This is a genomic window from Dokdonella sp., assembly GCF_051958935.1.
Taxonomy (GTDB): Bacteria; Pseudomonadota; Gammaproteobacteria; order Xanthomonadales; family Rhodanobacteraceae; genus Dokdonella_A.
The window spans coordinates 1-15,013 of the sequence record NZ_JBQCFP010000018.1; the positions used below are offsets into that span (position 1 = coordinate 1).

The 15,013-nt window shown below is 72.0% G+C and carries 8 protein-coding genes and 1 pseudogene; 7 read left to right on the forward strand and 2 right to left on the reverse strand.

Annotation, left to right across the window (positions count from 1 at the left end):
- The 5 genes and pseudogenes from ACTHK2_RS01480 to ACTHK2_RS01500 all read left to right on the forward strand — a co-directional run.
- Positions 1-1,981: pseudogene (locus ACTHK2_RS01480) on the forward strand (hypothetical protein); the annotation flags it as partial.
- 105 nt (positions 1,982-2,086) lie between these two features.
- On the forward strand, positions 2,087-2,608 hold the full coding sequence (locus ACTHK2_RS01485) for a tetratricopeptide repeat protein (RefSeq protein ID WP_440243903.1): 522 nt from the start codon (positions 2,087-2,089) through the stop codon (positions 2,606-2,608).
- Between the two features lie 73 nt (positions 2,609-2,681).
- Entirely contained in the window at positions 2,682-5,528 is a 2,847-nt protein-coding gene (locus ACTHK2_RS01490) for an outer membrane protein assembly factor BamB family protein (protein WP_440243904.1), read from the forward strand.
- Between the two features lie 293 nt (positions 5,529-5,821).
- A complete protein-coding gene (locus tag ACTHK2_RS01495) occupies positions 5,822-6,211 on the forward strand; it encodes a BlaI/MecI/CopY family transcriptional regulator (protein ID WP_440243905.1) in 390 nt (129 codons plus the stop codon).
- Positions 6,201-8,534 (forward strand): M56 family metallopeptidase, encoded by a 2,334-nt coding sequence (locus ACTHK2_RS01500; protein ID WP_440243906.1) that lies wholly within the window; start codon positions 6,201-6,203, stop codon positions 8,532-8,534. Before ACTHK2_RS01495 ends, ACTHK2_RS01500 begins: the two co-directional genes overlap by 11 nt.
- A 42-nt stretch (positions 8,535-8,576) precedes the next feature.
- On the opposite strand, the gene ACTHK2_RS01505 is transcribed toward ACTHK2_RS01500, so the two are convergent.
- Positions 8,577-9,041 carry a phosphotransferase gene (locus tag ACTHK2_RS01505; RefSeq protein WP_440243907.1) on the reverse strand — a complete coding sequence of 155 codons (465 nt, stop codon included), beginning with the start codon at positions 9,039-9,041 and terminating at the stop codon, positions 8,577-8,579.
- An 81-nt stretch (positions 9,042-9,122) separates the two neighbouring features.
- Between ACTHK2_RS01505 and ACTHK2_RS01510 the strand changes: the two genes are divergently transcribed.
- Together ACTHK2_RS01510 and ACTHK2_RS01515 are read left to right on the forward strand one after the other, a co-directional pair.
- Entirely contained in the window at positions 9,123-11,444 is a 2,322-nt protein-coding gene (locus ACTHK2_RS01510; protein ID WP_440243908.1) for a winged helix-turn-helix domain-containing protein, read from the forward strand.
- A gap of 108 nt (positions 11,445-11,552) precedes the next feature.
- On the forward strand, positions 11,553-12,677 hold the full coding sequence (locus ACTHK2_RS01515; protein ID WP_440243909.1) for a hypothetical protein: 1,125 nt from the start codon (positions 11,553-11,555) through the stop codon (positions 12,675-12,677).
- 6 nt (positions 12,678-12,683) lie between these two features.
- Here the strand turns inward: ACTHK2_RS01515 and ACTHK2_RS01520 are convergent, their stop codons facing one another.
- Complete coding sequence (locus tag ACTHK2_RS01520) at positions 12,684-14,990, reverse strand: MMPL family transporter (protein WP_440243910.1); 2,307 nt, start codon at positions 14,988-14,990, stop codon at positions 12,684-12,686.
- Positions 14,991-15,013 lie beyond the last annotated feature (23 nt).

Sequence of the window (15,013 nt, forward strand, 5' to 3'; positions counted from 1 at the left end):
CTACGCCCTCGGCGTCCGGCTCGGCGCACTCCCCCCCGGGCGCCGGCGTGACTCCGGCGACCCGCGCCCGTTGGCGGCGCCGGCGCACCGGGCGGCGGCCGACCCCCCGCTGCCGCCGGCAGCGCTACGGCGTGCGCTGCGCGGCGATCTCGATAACATCGTGCTGCGCGCGATCGATGCCGAGCCCGAGCGGCGCTACACCGGCGCCGGTGCGCTCGCCGACGACCTCGAGCGGCATCTCGATGGCCAGCCTGTGTTGGCGCACCCGCCGTCGCGCCGCTATCGCGTGCGCAAATTCGTCGCGCGCCATCGCGGCGGCGTCGCCGCGGCGCTCGCCGTGCTCGTCGCGATCGTCGCGGCGCTCGGCGTCGCGCTGTGGCAGGCCGACGTCGCGCGCGCGCAGGCGCGTCGCGCGGCGACGATCAAGGATTTCCTCATCGACATGTTCCGCGCGAGCGATCCGCGCGTCGCACAGGACAAGCCGCGCGGCCAGGCCAGCGCGCGCGAGCTGCTCGACGCGACCGCGCCGCGCATCGCCGGCGAGTTCGGCGACGACGTGCAGACGCAAGTGGAACTGCTCGGCGTGGCCGCGTCGATCTATCGCGAGCTCGGCGACGATGCGCGCTACCGCGTGCTGCACGAACAGCAGGTCGACCTCGCGCGACGCGCATTCGGCGAGGCGCACGCGGCGATCATCGACGGCCTGCTCGACGACGCCTGGCATGCCAGCGACCGCAACGACTACGCCGCGGCACGCCGGCTGCTCGAGCAGGCCGACCCGCTGATCCGCAGCGCCGGGCTCGACCGCGCCGTGCAGCGCGCGCGCTGGTGGGTGATCGAGGCCGGCCTCTTCGCGAGCAATGCGGCCGAGCGCGAGCAATCGCGCATTGCGCTCGATCGCGCGATCGCGCTGTATGCACGCGTCGCGCCGACCGACCCGGGTTACGTGCACGCGCTCGGCATGCTCGGCTTTCGCCGCGCCGTCGACGATCCGCACGCGGCCGAGCAGGCGTACCTGCGCGCCATCGACGCGGCCACGGCAAGCCATCGTCGCGACGACGGCGAGCTGCAGCAGCTGATCCTGCCCGGCCTCGCCGCCGCGCGCGAGGACCAGGGCGACTACGCCGGCGCCGAGCACGCGTACGAGCAAGGCGCCGAGCTCGCGCAGCGCACCTACGGCGAAGCCCACAGCACCGCCTGGGTGCCGGCGGCGCAGCATGCGTGGATGGTGCATCGGCAAGGCGATCGCGAGCGCGCGCACGCATTGTTCGATCACTTGCTCGCGCTGGTCCCGCCCGACTGGGATACCGACTCCTACGACGAGTACGCGCGTGAGTTCTATGCATCCAGTCTTGCCGCCGAAGGGCGCGCGGCGGAGGCGATCCCGATCCTCGAAGCGGCCCAGCGCGCCTACCTCGCCAAACCCGGCGTCGATTACGAGCTGCGCCGCAACCGCCTCATCCTCGGCGATGCCTACGACCGCGTCGGTCGCACCGACCAGGCGCGCGCGATGATCAAGGCCTCGCTCGATGAACGCATCGAGAAGGAGAGCGCCGACGCGCGCACCGTGCTCGACGCGCGCGAGCGCTGGGGTCGTTTCCTGCTCGATCGGGGAGAATTCGATGCGGCCGAACGCGAGTTCCGCGAAGTGCTCGCGCGCCAGCACGGGCGCCGCCTCGTCACGGCCGCGCTCGCCGAAGGCGGTCTCGCACGCCTCGCGCTTGCACGGGACGATGCCGCGGGCGCGCTCGCGGCGAGCACGCGCGCGGTCGATGCCTTCGAACACGTGCTCGGCCGGCGAGATGTGCGCAGCGGCCCCTCCCTCTGGCTCGTGCACGCGCAGGCGCTGCGCCTGAGCGGCGATCGCGCCGCCGCGCGCAGCTGGGCGGAACGGGCGCTGGAAGCGAGCCGGCGTTATGACGCGCCGGGGGCGGCGTCGATCGTGCGGGCGCAGGAGGTGGTGAGAGAGGTGGAGGGCTGAGGGCCTGGAGCACCGGCCTGTCGGCATGTGGCCCCTGTCGTCGCGGTGGAGGGGGCTGCGGTGAATCCGTATGCTGCGCGCTCCCATGGAAAGGAGTGTCATCGCATGAAGAATCGCATTGCCGTTGCCGTCGCCGCCTGCCTGTTCGTCGCCGGTGTCGGCGTCGGATACGCCGCGCAGAAGGTCGCCGCCTCGACGTTCCAGGGCAAGTCGAAGGACGATGCCGCGCGCGCACTGCTCGATGTCGCGCGCGTGCAGGCGAAGGACGGCAGCTGGGAGCGCATCGCGATCGGCCGCGTGCTCTACCTCGGCGGGCACAAGCCGGAGGGCCAGGCGATCTTCGACGGCCTCCTCGGCGGCGAGCACGAGGACAGCGACGAGTTCCGCATCGCCCGCGTCTACCGCGAAGCGGGCGAGTGGGCGAAGGCGAAGCCGCTGTTCGACAAATTCGCGGCGAACAACCCGAAGGACGAGAAGGGGCTCGCCGAGATCGGCGCGTTCTACCTCCTCGCGGGCGATCGCGACGGCGCCGAGAAGCTGTTCACACGCTCGTTCGACATCGCCGCCGAGTTCTGGGCCACGGTCGACGCCGCGGGCGCGTATCTCGGCGTCGTGCCCGAGGAATGATCGAATCTGCCGCGCGCTGCGACGCTGCAGCGCGCGGGGCCGTCCGTTTGGACGCGAGCCTGCGGGGGAAGCCATGAAGGGTATCGGCTGTACAGGTGTCGTCGCTGTGGCCCTCGCGCTCGCGGCACCGGTCGGCGCGGGTGAAATCTGGCGCAGCGACGTCTACGCATCCGCTCCGCCGACGTTCGCCTACCTCTGGCCACCATCCCTGTCCGAATCGGTCATCGCGTTCGGTGACGATGGCGACGTCGTCTACGGCTCGCCATCTCCGAATCTGTCGGATCAGCGGATCGTCCGGGTTCGCGGCGATGGCAGCATCCGCTGGGCGTTTGCGCTCCCCCTCTCGGAAAGCGCCGACGCCATCGCGGCGATACTCGCCGATGGCGACGGCGGCGCCACGTTCTCCCACACCGTAACCGGCCGGATCGTGCACATCGCGCCGGATGGCTCGCTCGCCTGGTCGCGCGCACTGCCAGCCTTTTCGCTCGCGCGTGTTTCCGCCAATCGTGTCGCCGTCGCTGGCGGCGGCCGCGTCACCTTGTTGGACACCGCGAGTGGCGACGTCGTCTGGCAACGCACCCTGTCGCAGCCTGGCTACGACGGCATCGTGGCCGATGGCGCGGGCAACCTGTACGCCGGTGTCCGCAGCGCGCAAAGTGGAGCTTCGCTCGACGTCCTGAAGCTCTCACCCGACGGCCACGCGCTGTGGCGCATGGCTGTCGACGGGACGAGCGGCGGTGTCGTTGCCGTCGGTGGCGACCTGCTGTACGTGAAAGGCGGCTACGACCTGCATGCACTGAACACGGTCGACGGTGCTTTGGTATGGCGTCGCTACGCCGGTTCGGATATCGCGGTGCGGTTCAGTCCGGACGCGGCTTCCGAACCGGTCGTGGCTGACCATGCGCACATCGAGCGCCTCGATGCCTCGAACGGCAACGCGCGCTGGAGTACGCCGATTACCGACCTGCAGCGGCTGGATCGGGCAGGCGACGCTTTGCTTGGCGCGACGTCTTCGGCACTCCTGCGCGTCGACCCGGCCGACGGTACGGTCATGTGGAGCGTTCCTGCATCCGGCGGGCCCGAGTTCCCCATGGGTATCGGCCCCTACGGCAACGAGGCGCGCTTCATCGCGCGGACGAATGCGGCGCCGGGACTTGCCGGCCCGATCGACCGTCGCATCGACCTGGCCACGGGTGCGACGATCGCGAATGCGGACACGATGTCGATCGCGCAAGGCATATCCGAGATTGGCCGTCTGGACTCCCAAGGCCGCGTCGTCTGCGCGGGTGTGAGCCAGCATCCGGATGGCCCGCGATTGAACCTGCGGTCCATCGATGCGGCGACCGGCACCATGCATTGGCAGAACAACGAGTACGTCGACCTGCCCGGTGGGATTTTCGCGCCGTCGGCCCTGCAGGCAGCGCCTGAGCTCGCGGTCCGTGGCGACATGTTCGCGATTTCGCAGATGCTCGGTGACAGCATCCGCTGCGAACTCAATGCCGCTGTTGCGCGCGTCGCGAGTTATTCACTCGAATCGGGCGGCCGCCGTTGGCAAACCTGGCTGCGCGACGCGACGGATCGCCACTGCCCCCTCGTCTCGGCGCCGGTGGCCGATTCAGCGGGCAACGTATTTGTTTCGGTCAGCACGCTGGTCTACTGCCCCGAGAGTCCCGGCTGCCAGCGCAGGACGCTCTACAAGCTCGCGTCAGCGGACGGCGCAGTGGTCTGGCGGCGCGACGAGTCCGCGGATGCGGGCATGGAGGGCCTCGTGCTGTACCCGAAGGCACCGACGAGCGTGGACATGGACGTCGTGGTGGCGGGCTCGATCGATGGCGTCGCGGCGACGGCGCAGCGTATCGCGGGCACCGACGGCTCTGTCGTGTGGACGTCTCACGAGTTCGACTCGCTTGCGCCTGCCGAGTACGTGGATCGCATCGACGATGGACACCTGATCGTATACGGCGGCGATGCGACCAGCTTCCGGTTCGCCGCGCTCGATTCCGCGAACGGCCTCACGTCGTGGGCGAGCAGCGCTCCGTGGCAGCCTTGTTACAACAGTGGTTGCCTGGCGTATGGCGAACCGTTTTTCCTGCTTGGCGGTGACAAGCTCGTGCCGTTCCAGCGCGACTACGCGCCGTGGCTCAAGCGCCAGCACAACGACGGCAGCGGCCTCGTCGAGGAATGGATGCTCGGCGATGCCTCGCCGATCCTGTCCTCATGGGTGCGCCAGGTCCTCATTGATCCGAGTGGGCAACTCCACGTCTACCTGCGGCGCGGCCACCGTTTCACCGGATCGGTGAGTTTCCTCGCCGCGCTCGATGCGGAGGGCCACCTGCTCGGCCAGCAGGCGTTCTACCCCTATGACGGCGACGCGCTCGATGCGTGGTCGTATCCCGAGCCGCTCGCGATGCCCGCGCCGGACCGCGTGCTCGCGCGTACCTACGCGGCACGCCCGCCGTTGCCCACCACATCCGGTGTCGCGCTGTACGACACGAGCGTCACCGCTTACGGCAATCTCGCGATCGCGCTCGACGTCGACCGCGCGCAGGTCGGCGCGGACATGCCGCTCGCGTTCCACCTGCAGGTCACCTACACCGGCGACACGCCGATCTCGGGCGTCCGCCTCGTCGCGAACCTGCCATGGGCGAGCGGCATCACGGCCGCGACGTGTGCCCTGCAATCCGGCAGCAGCTGCGTGCTCGACACGCGCAGCGGCAACCTGCGCGCGACGTTCGATCTCGCCCCCGGCGGCACGGCCGACCTGGCAGGCAACGTGCGCGTACTCGACGCCGCCGCCGAAAAGCCTGCGATCACCGCGGCCACGTACGGCCCGATGGGCCTCAGTGAAGTCGATACGATCGACAACTTCGCGCGCGCCGACCTGCTGCAGAGCCTGTTCCTCGACGGCTTCGAGGGTTGACGTCGGCGGCGCGAAATCCTCGCCCACGATGTTTCTGCGCGCCAGGGATGCGAATGAAGTTCCCGCCGTCCGCATGGCTCGTTGAACATGAGCGACACCTTCGCAGCAGCGGTAACCGGCCTGTTCGTCGACAGGTTCGACGCGCGCTGAGGCGCAACGCATCGGCCGACGCAGCCGTTGCGGCGACCCCTCCTTCCACTCGCGCATCCGGATCGGCATGACTTCCGGCAGGTTGCGCCGGCCGCCCCGATCTACTACAACTGTAGTACTACGCGTGTAGAGAGGATTGCCGCATGGCGCGAACGAAGGACGTCAGCCTCAGCGAACTGCAGATCGCGCTGATGCGCGTGCTCTGGCGCCGCGGCGAGACGAGCACGGCCGATGTCGCGGCCGAGCTCGGCGACGCGCGCGGCCTCAAGCACACGACCGTCGCGACCCTGCTCACGCGCCTCGAAAAACGCGGCGTGGTCGCGCAGCGTCGCGACGGGCGCCAGCTCTTCTATCGCGCGCTCGTCGCCGAGGCGGATGTGCGCCGTTCGATGGTCGGCGACCTGCTCGGCGCGCTGTTCGGCGGCGACGCGAGCCAGCTCGTCGCCCATCTCGTGCAGGAATCGGAGATCGCACCGGGCGATCTCGCCAAGGTGCGGCGCCGGCTCGCCCGCGGAGGTCACGATGAAGATTGATGCCCTCGTTCCGTGGCTGCTCACGTTCGCGCTGCATGCGACCGTGCTGCTGTCGATCGCCTGGCTGCTCGATCGCGCGGCGCTGCGGCGCCTGCCGGCGTGGCGCGAACTGCTCTGGCGCGTCGCGCTGTTCGGCGGCGCGCTGACCGCTGGCGCGCAGCTGATGCTCGCCTCGCCGTTCGCCGCGCGGTTCGCGTTCGAACAGGGCGCTGGTGCCGCCGCGCCGCAAGCGGGCTCGACGCACACCGATACGCGGACAACGGCGCAAGCGGCACCGGTCACCGCCGCTGCCGTCGATGCGCGTGCGCCGGTAAGCCCGGCCACGCGCGCCAGCGAGCGCGCGCATCTCGACGTAACGCCGGTCCTCCCGGCAGCGCGCGCGACGATCGCGCGTTTCTGGCCGGGCTGGCCGCGCGTGCTCATCGCCGCGTGGCTCGCCGGCGTGGTGTTGCTGCTCGGTCGACTCGCTCTCGCCTGGCGCCGGCTCGTGCGCGTGCTGCGCGACGCGCTGCCGCTCGAGGATACGGTGCTCGGCTGCGATGCCGCCGCACTCGCGCGTGCCGCCCGCATCGAGCCGCCGCGACTCGCTTCGATCGCCGCGCTGGCCAGCCCGATCGCCGCGCACGGCCGGCGCATCGCCCTGCCGTGCTGGGCGCTCGAGCTGCTCGACCGCGTGCAGCTGCGCGCGATGCTCGCGCACGAAACCGCGCACCTCGCGCGGCGCGATCCGGCCTGGAAACTCGCCACCGCAGCGTGCTGCGCGCTGCTCTGGTTCCTCCCGCTCGCGCGAGTCGCGCGGCGTCGCCTCGACGAGATCGCCGAACTCTCGTGCGACGCGTGGGCGGCGCGCCACCTCGGCGATGGCCGACCGCTCGCCGAGTGCCTTGCCGAATGCGCGAGCCGCCACCCGGGCCACGACGATCTCGCGCTGGCACCGGCCATGGCCCAGCGCGAATCCCCGCTCCTGCAACGCATCGACCACCTGATCGAAGGCCAACCGATGACCACGACACCCTCGCGCCAGCGTGCGCTCGCCGCGACCGCCGCGCTCGTCCTCGCCGCGGCGCTGCTGCCCGGTTTCACCGCCGTGGCGCAGACGCCGCCGGCGCCACCGGCGCCCCCGGCACCGCCCGCGCCGCCGAAGGAAGCGCCCTCCCGCATCCATATTTCCAGCGATGCGGGCCCGCTCGGCGAATCGGTCTACGTCGAAGTCGGCGACGGCGAGCGCGAGTACCGCGCGCGCATCAAGGGCAAGATCACCTTCACCGACGGCGACGACGCGGTGGCCAGCCTCGGCGACGGCGGCAGTGCGACCTTCGAGGAAACGCGCGCAGGCGTCGCCCGGCGCATCGAATACCGCAGCCGCGACGGCAAGCTCCTGCAACGCTATTTCGTCGACGAGCGCGAGCAGCCGCTCGACGACGCCGGCCGCGCCTGGATCGCCGACGCCATCGCCGGCCTCGTGCGCGAAAGTGCGCTCGGCGCGGATGCGCGCGTCAAGCGCATCCATGCGAAGGGCGGCGCCGACGCCGTGCTCGACGAGATCGCACGCATCAAGTCGGGCTACGCGCGCAGCGTGTACCTCCGGCTGCTCGCCGGCATCGGCCATCTCACGAGTACCGAGGTGACGCGCGCGCTCGGCCTCGTCGACGGCATCGATTCGGATTTCGAGAAGCGCAATGCCCTCGCCGCGCTCGGCGCGGCGCAGCCGTTCGACGCCGCGCAACAGGCGCTCGTCGTCGCGCAGGCGGACAAGATCGGCTCCGACTTCGAACGCGCCACGCTGCTCACCGGCCTGCTGCCGTCGCTCGCGCCCGACCCGGCGCTGCGCAGCGCATGGCTCGCCGCGGCGAACGGCATCGATTCGGACTTCGAGCACCGCCGCACGCTCGCCGCGTTGCTGGCCGCACAGGAACCCGACGACGCGACCCTCGCAACGGTCATCGACGCGGCCAAGACGATCGATTCGGACTTCGAGCGGCGCAGCCTGCTCGTCGACGCGGTCGGGCGCGTGCGCGACGCCGAAAGCATAGCGCCGGACTACGTCGCGGCGAGCGCGGGCATCGGCTCGGACTTCGAACGGCGCGAGGCGCTGCTCGCGCTGATCCGCGCGCCGAAGTTCGGTGCAGGCGGCGCGCGCGCGGTGCTCGATTCGGCCGGTTCGATCGGCTCGGACTTCGAATGTCGCGAAGTGCTCGTCGCGCTCGCCCAGGTGATGCCGAACGATGCCGACCTCATCGCTCGCTACCGCAGCGTTGCGCGACGGCTCGGCGACTTCGAACGCGGCGAGGCCGAACGCGCGCTCGACCGCTTCGCCGGCTGACGCGCCGGAACCGGCGGCGCGCGCAACGGACCGCGCGCGCCGTCAGCGTGCCGCCGCCTCCGCGCGCGCGATCACCGCGGCGCGGCCGCGCGCAAGGAGTTCGCCCGCGTGTTCGACGCGGAACGCGTATTGCCAGCCGCCCTCGCCGCCGAGCAGGCGCTCGGCGTGCACGTCGAGCGCACCGGTGAGATCGTCGATGCGCTGAACGGCAAGTTCCACCGCGCGCAGCGACACGAGATAGCCCGGCGCCGCAACGCCTCCCGCAGCGCGCGCGAGCAGCCCGCCGTGCACGGCCATTGCCTGCGCGCCGTACTCGCACAGGTGCAGCGCACGCAAGCGCCCGTCGCTGCGCAGCGGATGGTCGGCGCGGCGGTGCGAGTGCGCGCGCAGGTGGACCGACGCCTCGTCCCACGCGACGAGTTCGTCGAGCAGGCTCATCGCACCGGCATGCGGAATCAGGCACCGCCATGGCGCGGCGGGCACTGCGGGTTGGTCGTCGTGCGGCATGCGGGGTCTCGCTGGCGGACAGCGGATTATGCCCGCCGGCGCCGCGTCGATCCGCGTTACCCTAGCGCAATGGCAACACCGTTGATTCGCTTCGGCGCTTTCCGGCTCGATCCGCACGCACGCGAGCTGTTCGAGAACGGCGAGCGCGTCGACCTTCCGCTCAGCACGATCGACTGCCTCATCCACCTCGTCCGCCACCGCGATCGCCCGGTCGGGCGCGACGAACTCGCCGCCGCGGTGTGGGGCCGCGTCGACGTCAGCGAGGTGTCGCTGAGCCATGCGATCGTGCGGCTGCGTCGCCGGCTCGGCGACGACGGCAGCGCGCAGCGCGTGATCCGTACCGTGCCGCGCCTCGGTTACCGCTGGGTCATGCCCGACACGATCGAGGAGACGCCCGGCGAAGCGGCGCAGGAGCCCGCCGTTGCCGCGGCGCCAGCCAGCGCACCCGCGCGCGCCGTGCCGGTGCGCAATCGGCGCCGCATCGCCGCGGTCATCATCGTCGCCGTCGCCGTGATCGCGCTCGCGCTCGCCGTCGCGATGGCCTGGCGCGGCCGCGGCCGTGCGCCGCAGCCGGCACCGGCGCCACCGAACAGTGCCGTCGTGCTGCCGGTGCAGGTCGATGCCGGCGCGGAATGGGCGTGGCTGCGTCTCGGACTCATGGATCTCGCCGCGACGGAGCTGCGCCGCGGCGGGCTGGCGGTCACGCCGAGCGAAACCGTCGTCGCCCAGGTGCAGGCGCGCGGCGAAGGCGCCGTGGACTTGCCCGCAGCGCTGCGCGTACTGGCGCGGGCCGGGCGCGAGCGCGAACGCTGGCACGTGCGGCTCGACGCGCGCGCCACCGCGGGCGACCTCGTGATCGACGCACGCGATGCCGATCCGTTGCGGGCAACACGCGATGCCGTCGCCGACCTCCTGATCAAGCTCGGCCGCACGCCACCGCCGGTCGATGCAGGCGACGACGCGCTCGCCGCGGCGACCCTGCGCCAGCGCGCCAATGCGGCGTTGCTCGCGAACCGCTTCGACGTCGCGCGCGGCCTCGTCGAACAGGCGCCGCCGGGCCTGCAGGCGAGTCCCGAGATCGCGCTGATCCGCGCCAAGCTCGCGTTCTATTCCGGCGACTACGAAGACGGTCGCCGCCAGGCGGCGGAGCTGTTCGCGCGACTCCCGCCGGAGGCGCCCGCGGGCTTGCGCGCGCGCGTCGCGAACACGCTCGCGTCGGCGTATTTCCGCCTCGCGCGCCTCGACGACGCCGAGCGTGTCTACGCCGACGCGATCCGCATCGCCGGCGACGCACACGACCCCGACGTGCTCGCGCATGCCTACCTCGGCCGCGGCGGCGTCGCGAGCCAGCGCGTACGCCTGGAAGCCGCCGCCGCCGACTACGGCCGCGCGCGCACCCTGTTCGAATCGGGCAACGATCCCCTCGGCGTCGCCGCGATCGACCTCAACCTCGCGATCAATGCGATGCAGCGCGGCCAGCCGGCCAACGCACTGCCCCTGCTGGAGGGCGTGCGCACCCGCTTGCGCGCGCTCGCCGCGGTCGACGCGCTCGCAGCGACCGAAGTCACGCTGGTCGAGGCGCAACTCGTCCTGCTCGACCACGATGGCGCGCTCGCGACGAGCGCCGGTTTCGTCTCGGCCGGCAACGAGAACGGCAATCCGCGCCGGCGCTGGCAGTTCACCTTCGCACGCGCGGCGGCGCTCGCCGGCAGCGGCCGGCTCGACGAAGCGGAGGTGCTGCTCGCACGCCTGCGCGATGCGAGCGACCCCGATGCCGACGCGATCGCGCGCGCGCTGGCCGAATCGCTGTCCGGCGACATCGCGCTCGCGCGCGGCGATCCGGCGCATGCCGCGGAACTCGCCGCGGGTGCATTGACGCCGGTGCTCGCCTCCTTCAACCGCGAGCAGTACGTGCAAGCCTGGTGCGTGCGCATCCGGGCGCTGCAACGGAGCGGAAGCGTCGCCGAGGCCGCGGCGGAACTCGAGCGCCTGCGCGCCTCGGTGCTGTCACCGCCGGACGGCGCCGCCGCCGATCCCGGTGCGCAGATCCTGCTCGCGCTCGCCGGCGCCGAGCAGGCCGAGGCGGAGCACCGGCCCGAACTCGCGCTGCAGCGCTATGCCGACGCGATGGCGCGGGCCACCGCGCGCGCGGTGCCGGAGGAACTCGTGCGCGTCGGCCTGCCGTACGTGCGCGCATTGATCGCCGCGGAGCGCATCGACGACGCTGCCTCGGTGCACGGCCGCATCGCCGCATGGGCCGACCGCGACCTGCGCGCGGCGTGGAGCGCCGCGCTCGTCTACCACGCGCTCGGCGAGCCGGCCGCGGTCGACGCCGCGCTGGCACGCGCGCGCGTACTCGCCGGCGAGCGTAGCGTCGCCGCACTCGAAACGGCCCTGCGCTGAGTTTCCACCACGCGCGTACACGCCTGATACATGGTTTTTACATGCCGACCACGCGCGCTTCGCCGATGGTCGGGCACCGATGCATGCCTTCCCGCCTCCGAGGTTCCGATGACCCTGCGTTCGTTCCGTCCCGTCCAGCGCCGCCGTTCGCTCGCGGCCGCCGTCCTCGCCGTCCTCACGAGCGCTCCCGCGTTCGCGGGCACGCCGGCCCCGCTCTACCACCTGGTGACGCTCGACGCGCCCGGCGGCAGCGCCGTCATCGCGCAGGACATCAACGATGCCGGCCAGGTCGTCGGCCGCTATCTCGACGCCGACTTCAACGCGCGCGCGGCCCTCTGGGACCCCGACGGCACCCTGCACGACCTGGACCTCCCCGGCGCCGGCGATGCCGCCGCGACCGCGATCAACAACGCGGGCCAGGTGGTCGGCACGTTCAACGACTACGAGCACCCGCAGGCGGCATTGCTGTGGGATCCGGCTGTCTCGACCGAGCCGGTGGTGATCACGGCCGGCCCGAACGAGTTCGTCGAGGCGCTCGACATCGGCGACGGCGGCGAAGTGGTCGGCGGCTTCGGCCTGCCGGCGCAGGAGCGCGCGTTCGTCTGGACCGGGGCGACGGGCCTCGTCGACTACGGCCTGCAGGACGAGGGTCTCGAGTTCCAGCAGGCGCGCTGGTCCGCCGTGAACGCGAGCGGGCGGCTGGTCGGTCACTGGAACCAACACTCCTCGAACGTGCACGCGACGGTCGGCGACGTCGGCGTCGCCAGCGTCATGGGGATGAGCAAGATGAGCGAGGCGTTCGCGAGCATCGCGACGGCAGTCAACGATGCCGGGGTCGTGGTCGGCCTCGGCCTCGCGATCGATGCGCCCAAGCTCGTGCCGGTCGTGCTCGACGCCGACGGCTTCAGCGAGATCGCGGGTGCCACGCTCGACCAGGACAACGGCTGCGCCGCCGCGATCAACGCGTCCGGCACGATCGTCGGCAGCGCCGGCATCGGCTCGGCGAGCGGTTGCGTGCCGGGTCTCAAGGCCTGGGTGCGGCGTGACGGCACGGTGTACGACCTCTACGACGTCGTCGACGACCACGGCCCGTTCACGCGCTTCCAGATCGCGCGCGCGATCAACGCGGACGGCGTCATCGTCGGCGCCGGCCTCGACGCGGACGAGCAGGTGCGCAGCTTCAAGCTCGTGCCGATCGGCGACACGGTGTTCGCCGACGGCTTCGACGGCTGAGGGCGATCAGCGGCGCGCGCGCGCCATCAGGATCGACAGGCAGAAGTGGAAGCCGACGCCGAGCGCGACGGTGAGACCGATCGCGCGCAGCACCGGCAGCGACGACAGCGCCTGCAGGCCGAACACGAGGAGCGCGGACGCGACGCAGACGAGCGTCGCGTGCAGGGTGCGACGCGCCTCGGCCGGTTCGGCGACGGGGCGCTCGAAGAACAGTGCGTAGTGCAAGCCGAGCCCGGCCGCGAGCGTGACCGCGACGAGGTGGAACAGCGACAGCGAGAGCCCGCTCGCGCGTTCCACCACGACCACCAGCACGGTCGCGAGCGACATCGGCGCGAGCACGTGCCACGCGCGGCGCACGCTGCGCAGCGCGACCACCACGGTCACCGCGAGCAGGCCGAGCGCGAGGCCGAGCGCACGCAGGATGCGCTCGCGGTAGGCGACGACGAGTGACTCCGACGCGGCCTTGAGATCGAGCAGGCGCACCGCGCCATGCGTCGGCCCGGCGAGCGCATCGAGCGCGGCCGCATCATGTACGCCCGACAGGGTCGCGAGGCCGAGCCAACCGTCCTCGCGCGCGACGAGCATCGCGGCGAGGCGCGCACCGAGCGGCGACGAGGCGAATGCGGCGGACGTCAGCGGCTCGAGCGCGCGCGCCGCTTCGACGTCGTCGACGAATGGCGCGAACAGTCCGGCGCGGAACGGCAGCTCCGCACTCGCCTCGTCCAGTGCGCGCTCGAGCGTCGCGCGATCGGGCAGCTTCCCCTGGCGCGCGCGCTGCGTCGCGAGACTCGGCAGGTAGCGGCTCGGCAGTTCCGCCGCGTCGAGCACGTGCCGTTGCACGAGTTCGTCGAGGCGCGGTTCCATCGCTTCGGACAACGCGAGCACGCCATCGGCATCGGTCGCGTGCAATACGAGCAGGTAGCGCACATCCGGCGCACCGAGTTCGCCGCGCAGCTTCGCGTCGCGCAGCAGCAGCTCCTGCGGCACCGGCGTCAGCGCCGCGAGGTCGTTCTCCCCCATCGGCCCCGGCGCGCGCCAGAGCACGGCGAGGCCGAGCGCGGCGAGCAACCACGGCAGCCAGCGCGGCCGCGGCAGCGCATCGAGCACCCGCACCGCGCGCGCGAGCCAGGCATGCGTGGCGACGTCGTGGAAGCGTGCCGGCAGCACGCGCGGCAGCAGGTAGCGCGTGCTGAAACCCGCGGCGAGCAGGCCGGCGATCGTGAATACCGCGAGCTGCTGCAGGCCGGTCACGCCGGATGCGAAGAACGCGAGGTAGGCGATCGCCGCCGAGACGATCGCGGTCGCGAGCAGCGGCCACAGCGCACGCACGCTGGCGAGCGCATCCTCGCCCGCGCGGCGGTGGCTGAGCACGCGGATCGGGTACTCCTGCGCGACGCCGAGCAGGGTGAAGCCGAACGCGAGCGTGATGCCGTGCGCGCTGCCGAACAGCAGCGCGAGCGCGGCGATGCCGGCGAGGCCGCCGCTGAGCACCGGCAGGCCGGCGAGCAACAACGACGGCAGGCTGCGATAGGCGAGCACGAGCAGCAGCAGGAAGCCGAGCGTGCTGACGACGCCGATGCGATCGGCCTCGCCGCGCGTGCGCTCGTTGATGAGCACGGTGAACCAGCCGGGTCCGCTGATCGTGAGCTTCGCCGCGCCGGCGTCGGGCAGCGCGCGGAACGCGGCCTCGAGCGCGTCGATCGCCGCACCCTGCGCGGCCGGGTCGAAACCCGCGCCGCGCGTCTGCGCGAGCAGCAGCGCCGCGCCATCGGTCGAGAACCAGACGCCGTCGCGCACGATCGGCGCCTTCGGCGGCGACCAGCGCTGCGCGAGCGCGAGCACTTCGAGCGTCGGGTCGCGCGGCAGCAGCGGCTTCAGCAACGTCGCCGCAGGCGAGGCGAGATCCTCGACGCGCTGGCCGAGCTGGTCGGCGAGGTACGCCGCGTCGAGCGCGTGCGTGTCGAGCGTCGGCGACAGCAGCCAGCGGTACGGCAAGAGTTTCCCGTCGAGCGCGGACGGATCGAACGCGCCGTTGATCGCCTGCTCGAAGTGGGGGTCCGCCCGCAGCGCGGCGACGAGGCCGCGACTGAGCGCCGCGAGCTCCGCCTCCGGCGCGCCCTCGATCGCGAGCAGCAGCAGGCGCGAGCCCGGTCCTTCGCCGATCTGCTCCATGAGCAGCTTCTGGTCCGGCGTCTGCGGCGGTGGCATGAAGCTGCGCAGGTCGGTGCCGATGCGCAAGGTGTGCAACGCGAACGCGGCGAGCGCCGCGAGCGCGAGCAGCCACACGGCGAGCAACGCGACGCGCCCGCGCATCAGCCGGTGCTCCGCGCCATCCG

Coding starts and splice junctions, on each gene's coding strand:
- ACTHK2_RS01500 (WP_440243906.1), top strand. CDS start 6,201: ATGAAGATTGATGCCCTCGTTCCGTGGCTGCTCACGTTCGCGCTGCAT.
- ACTHK2_RS01520 (WP_440243910.1), bottom strand. CDS start 14,990: ATGCGCGGGCGCGTCGCGTTGCTCGCCGTGTGGCTGCTCGCGCTCGCG.
- ACTHK2_RS01490 (WP_440243904.1), top strand. CDS start 2,682: ATGAAGGGTATCGGCTGTACAGGTGTCGTCGCTGTGGCCCTCGCGCTC.
- ACTHK2_RS01485 (WP_440243903.1), top strand. CDS start 2,087: ATGAAGAATCGCATTGCCGTTGCCGTCGCCGCCTGCCTGTTCGTCGCC.
- ACTHK2_RS01515 (WP_440243909.1), top strand. CDS start 11,553: ATGACCCTGCGTTCGTTCCGTCCCGTCCAGCGCCGCCGTTCGCTCGCG.
- ACTHK2_RS01505 (WP_440243907.1), bottom strand. CDS start 9,041: ATGCCGCACGACGACCAACCCGCAGTGCCCGCCGCGCCATGGCGGTGC.
- ACTHK2_RS01495 (WP_440243905.1), top strand. CDS start 5,822: ATGGCGCGAACGAAGGACGTCAGCCTCAGCGAACTGCAGATCGCGCTG.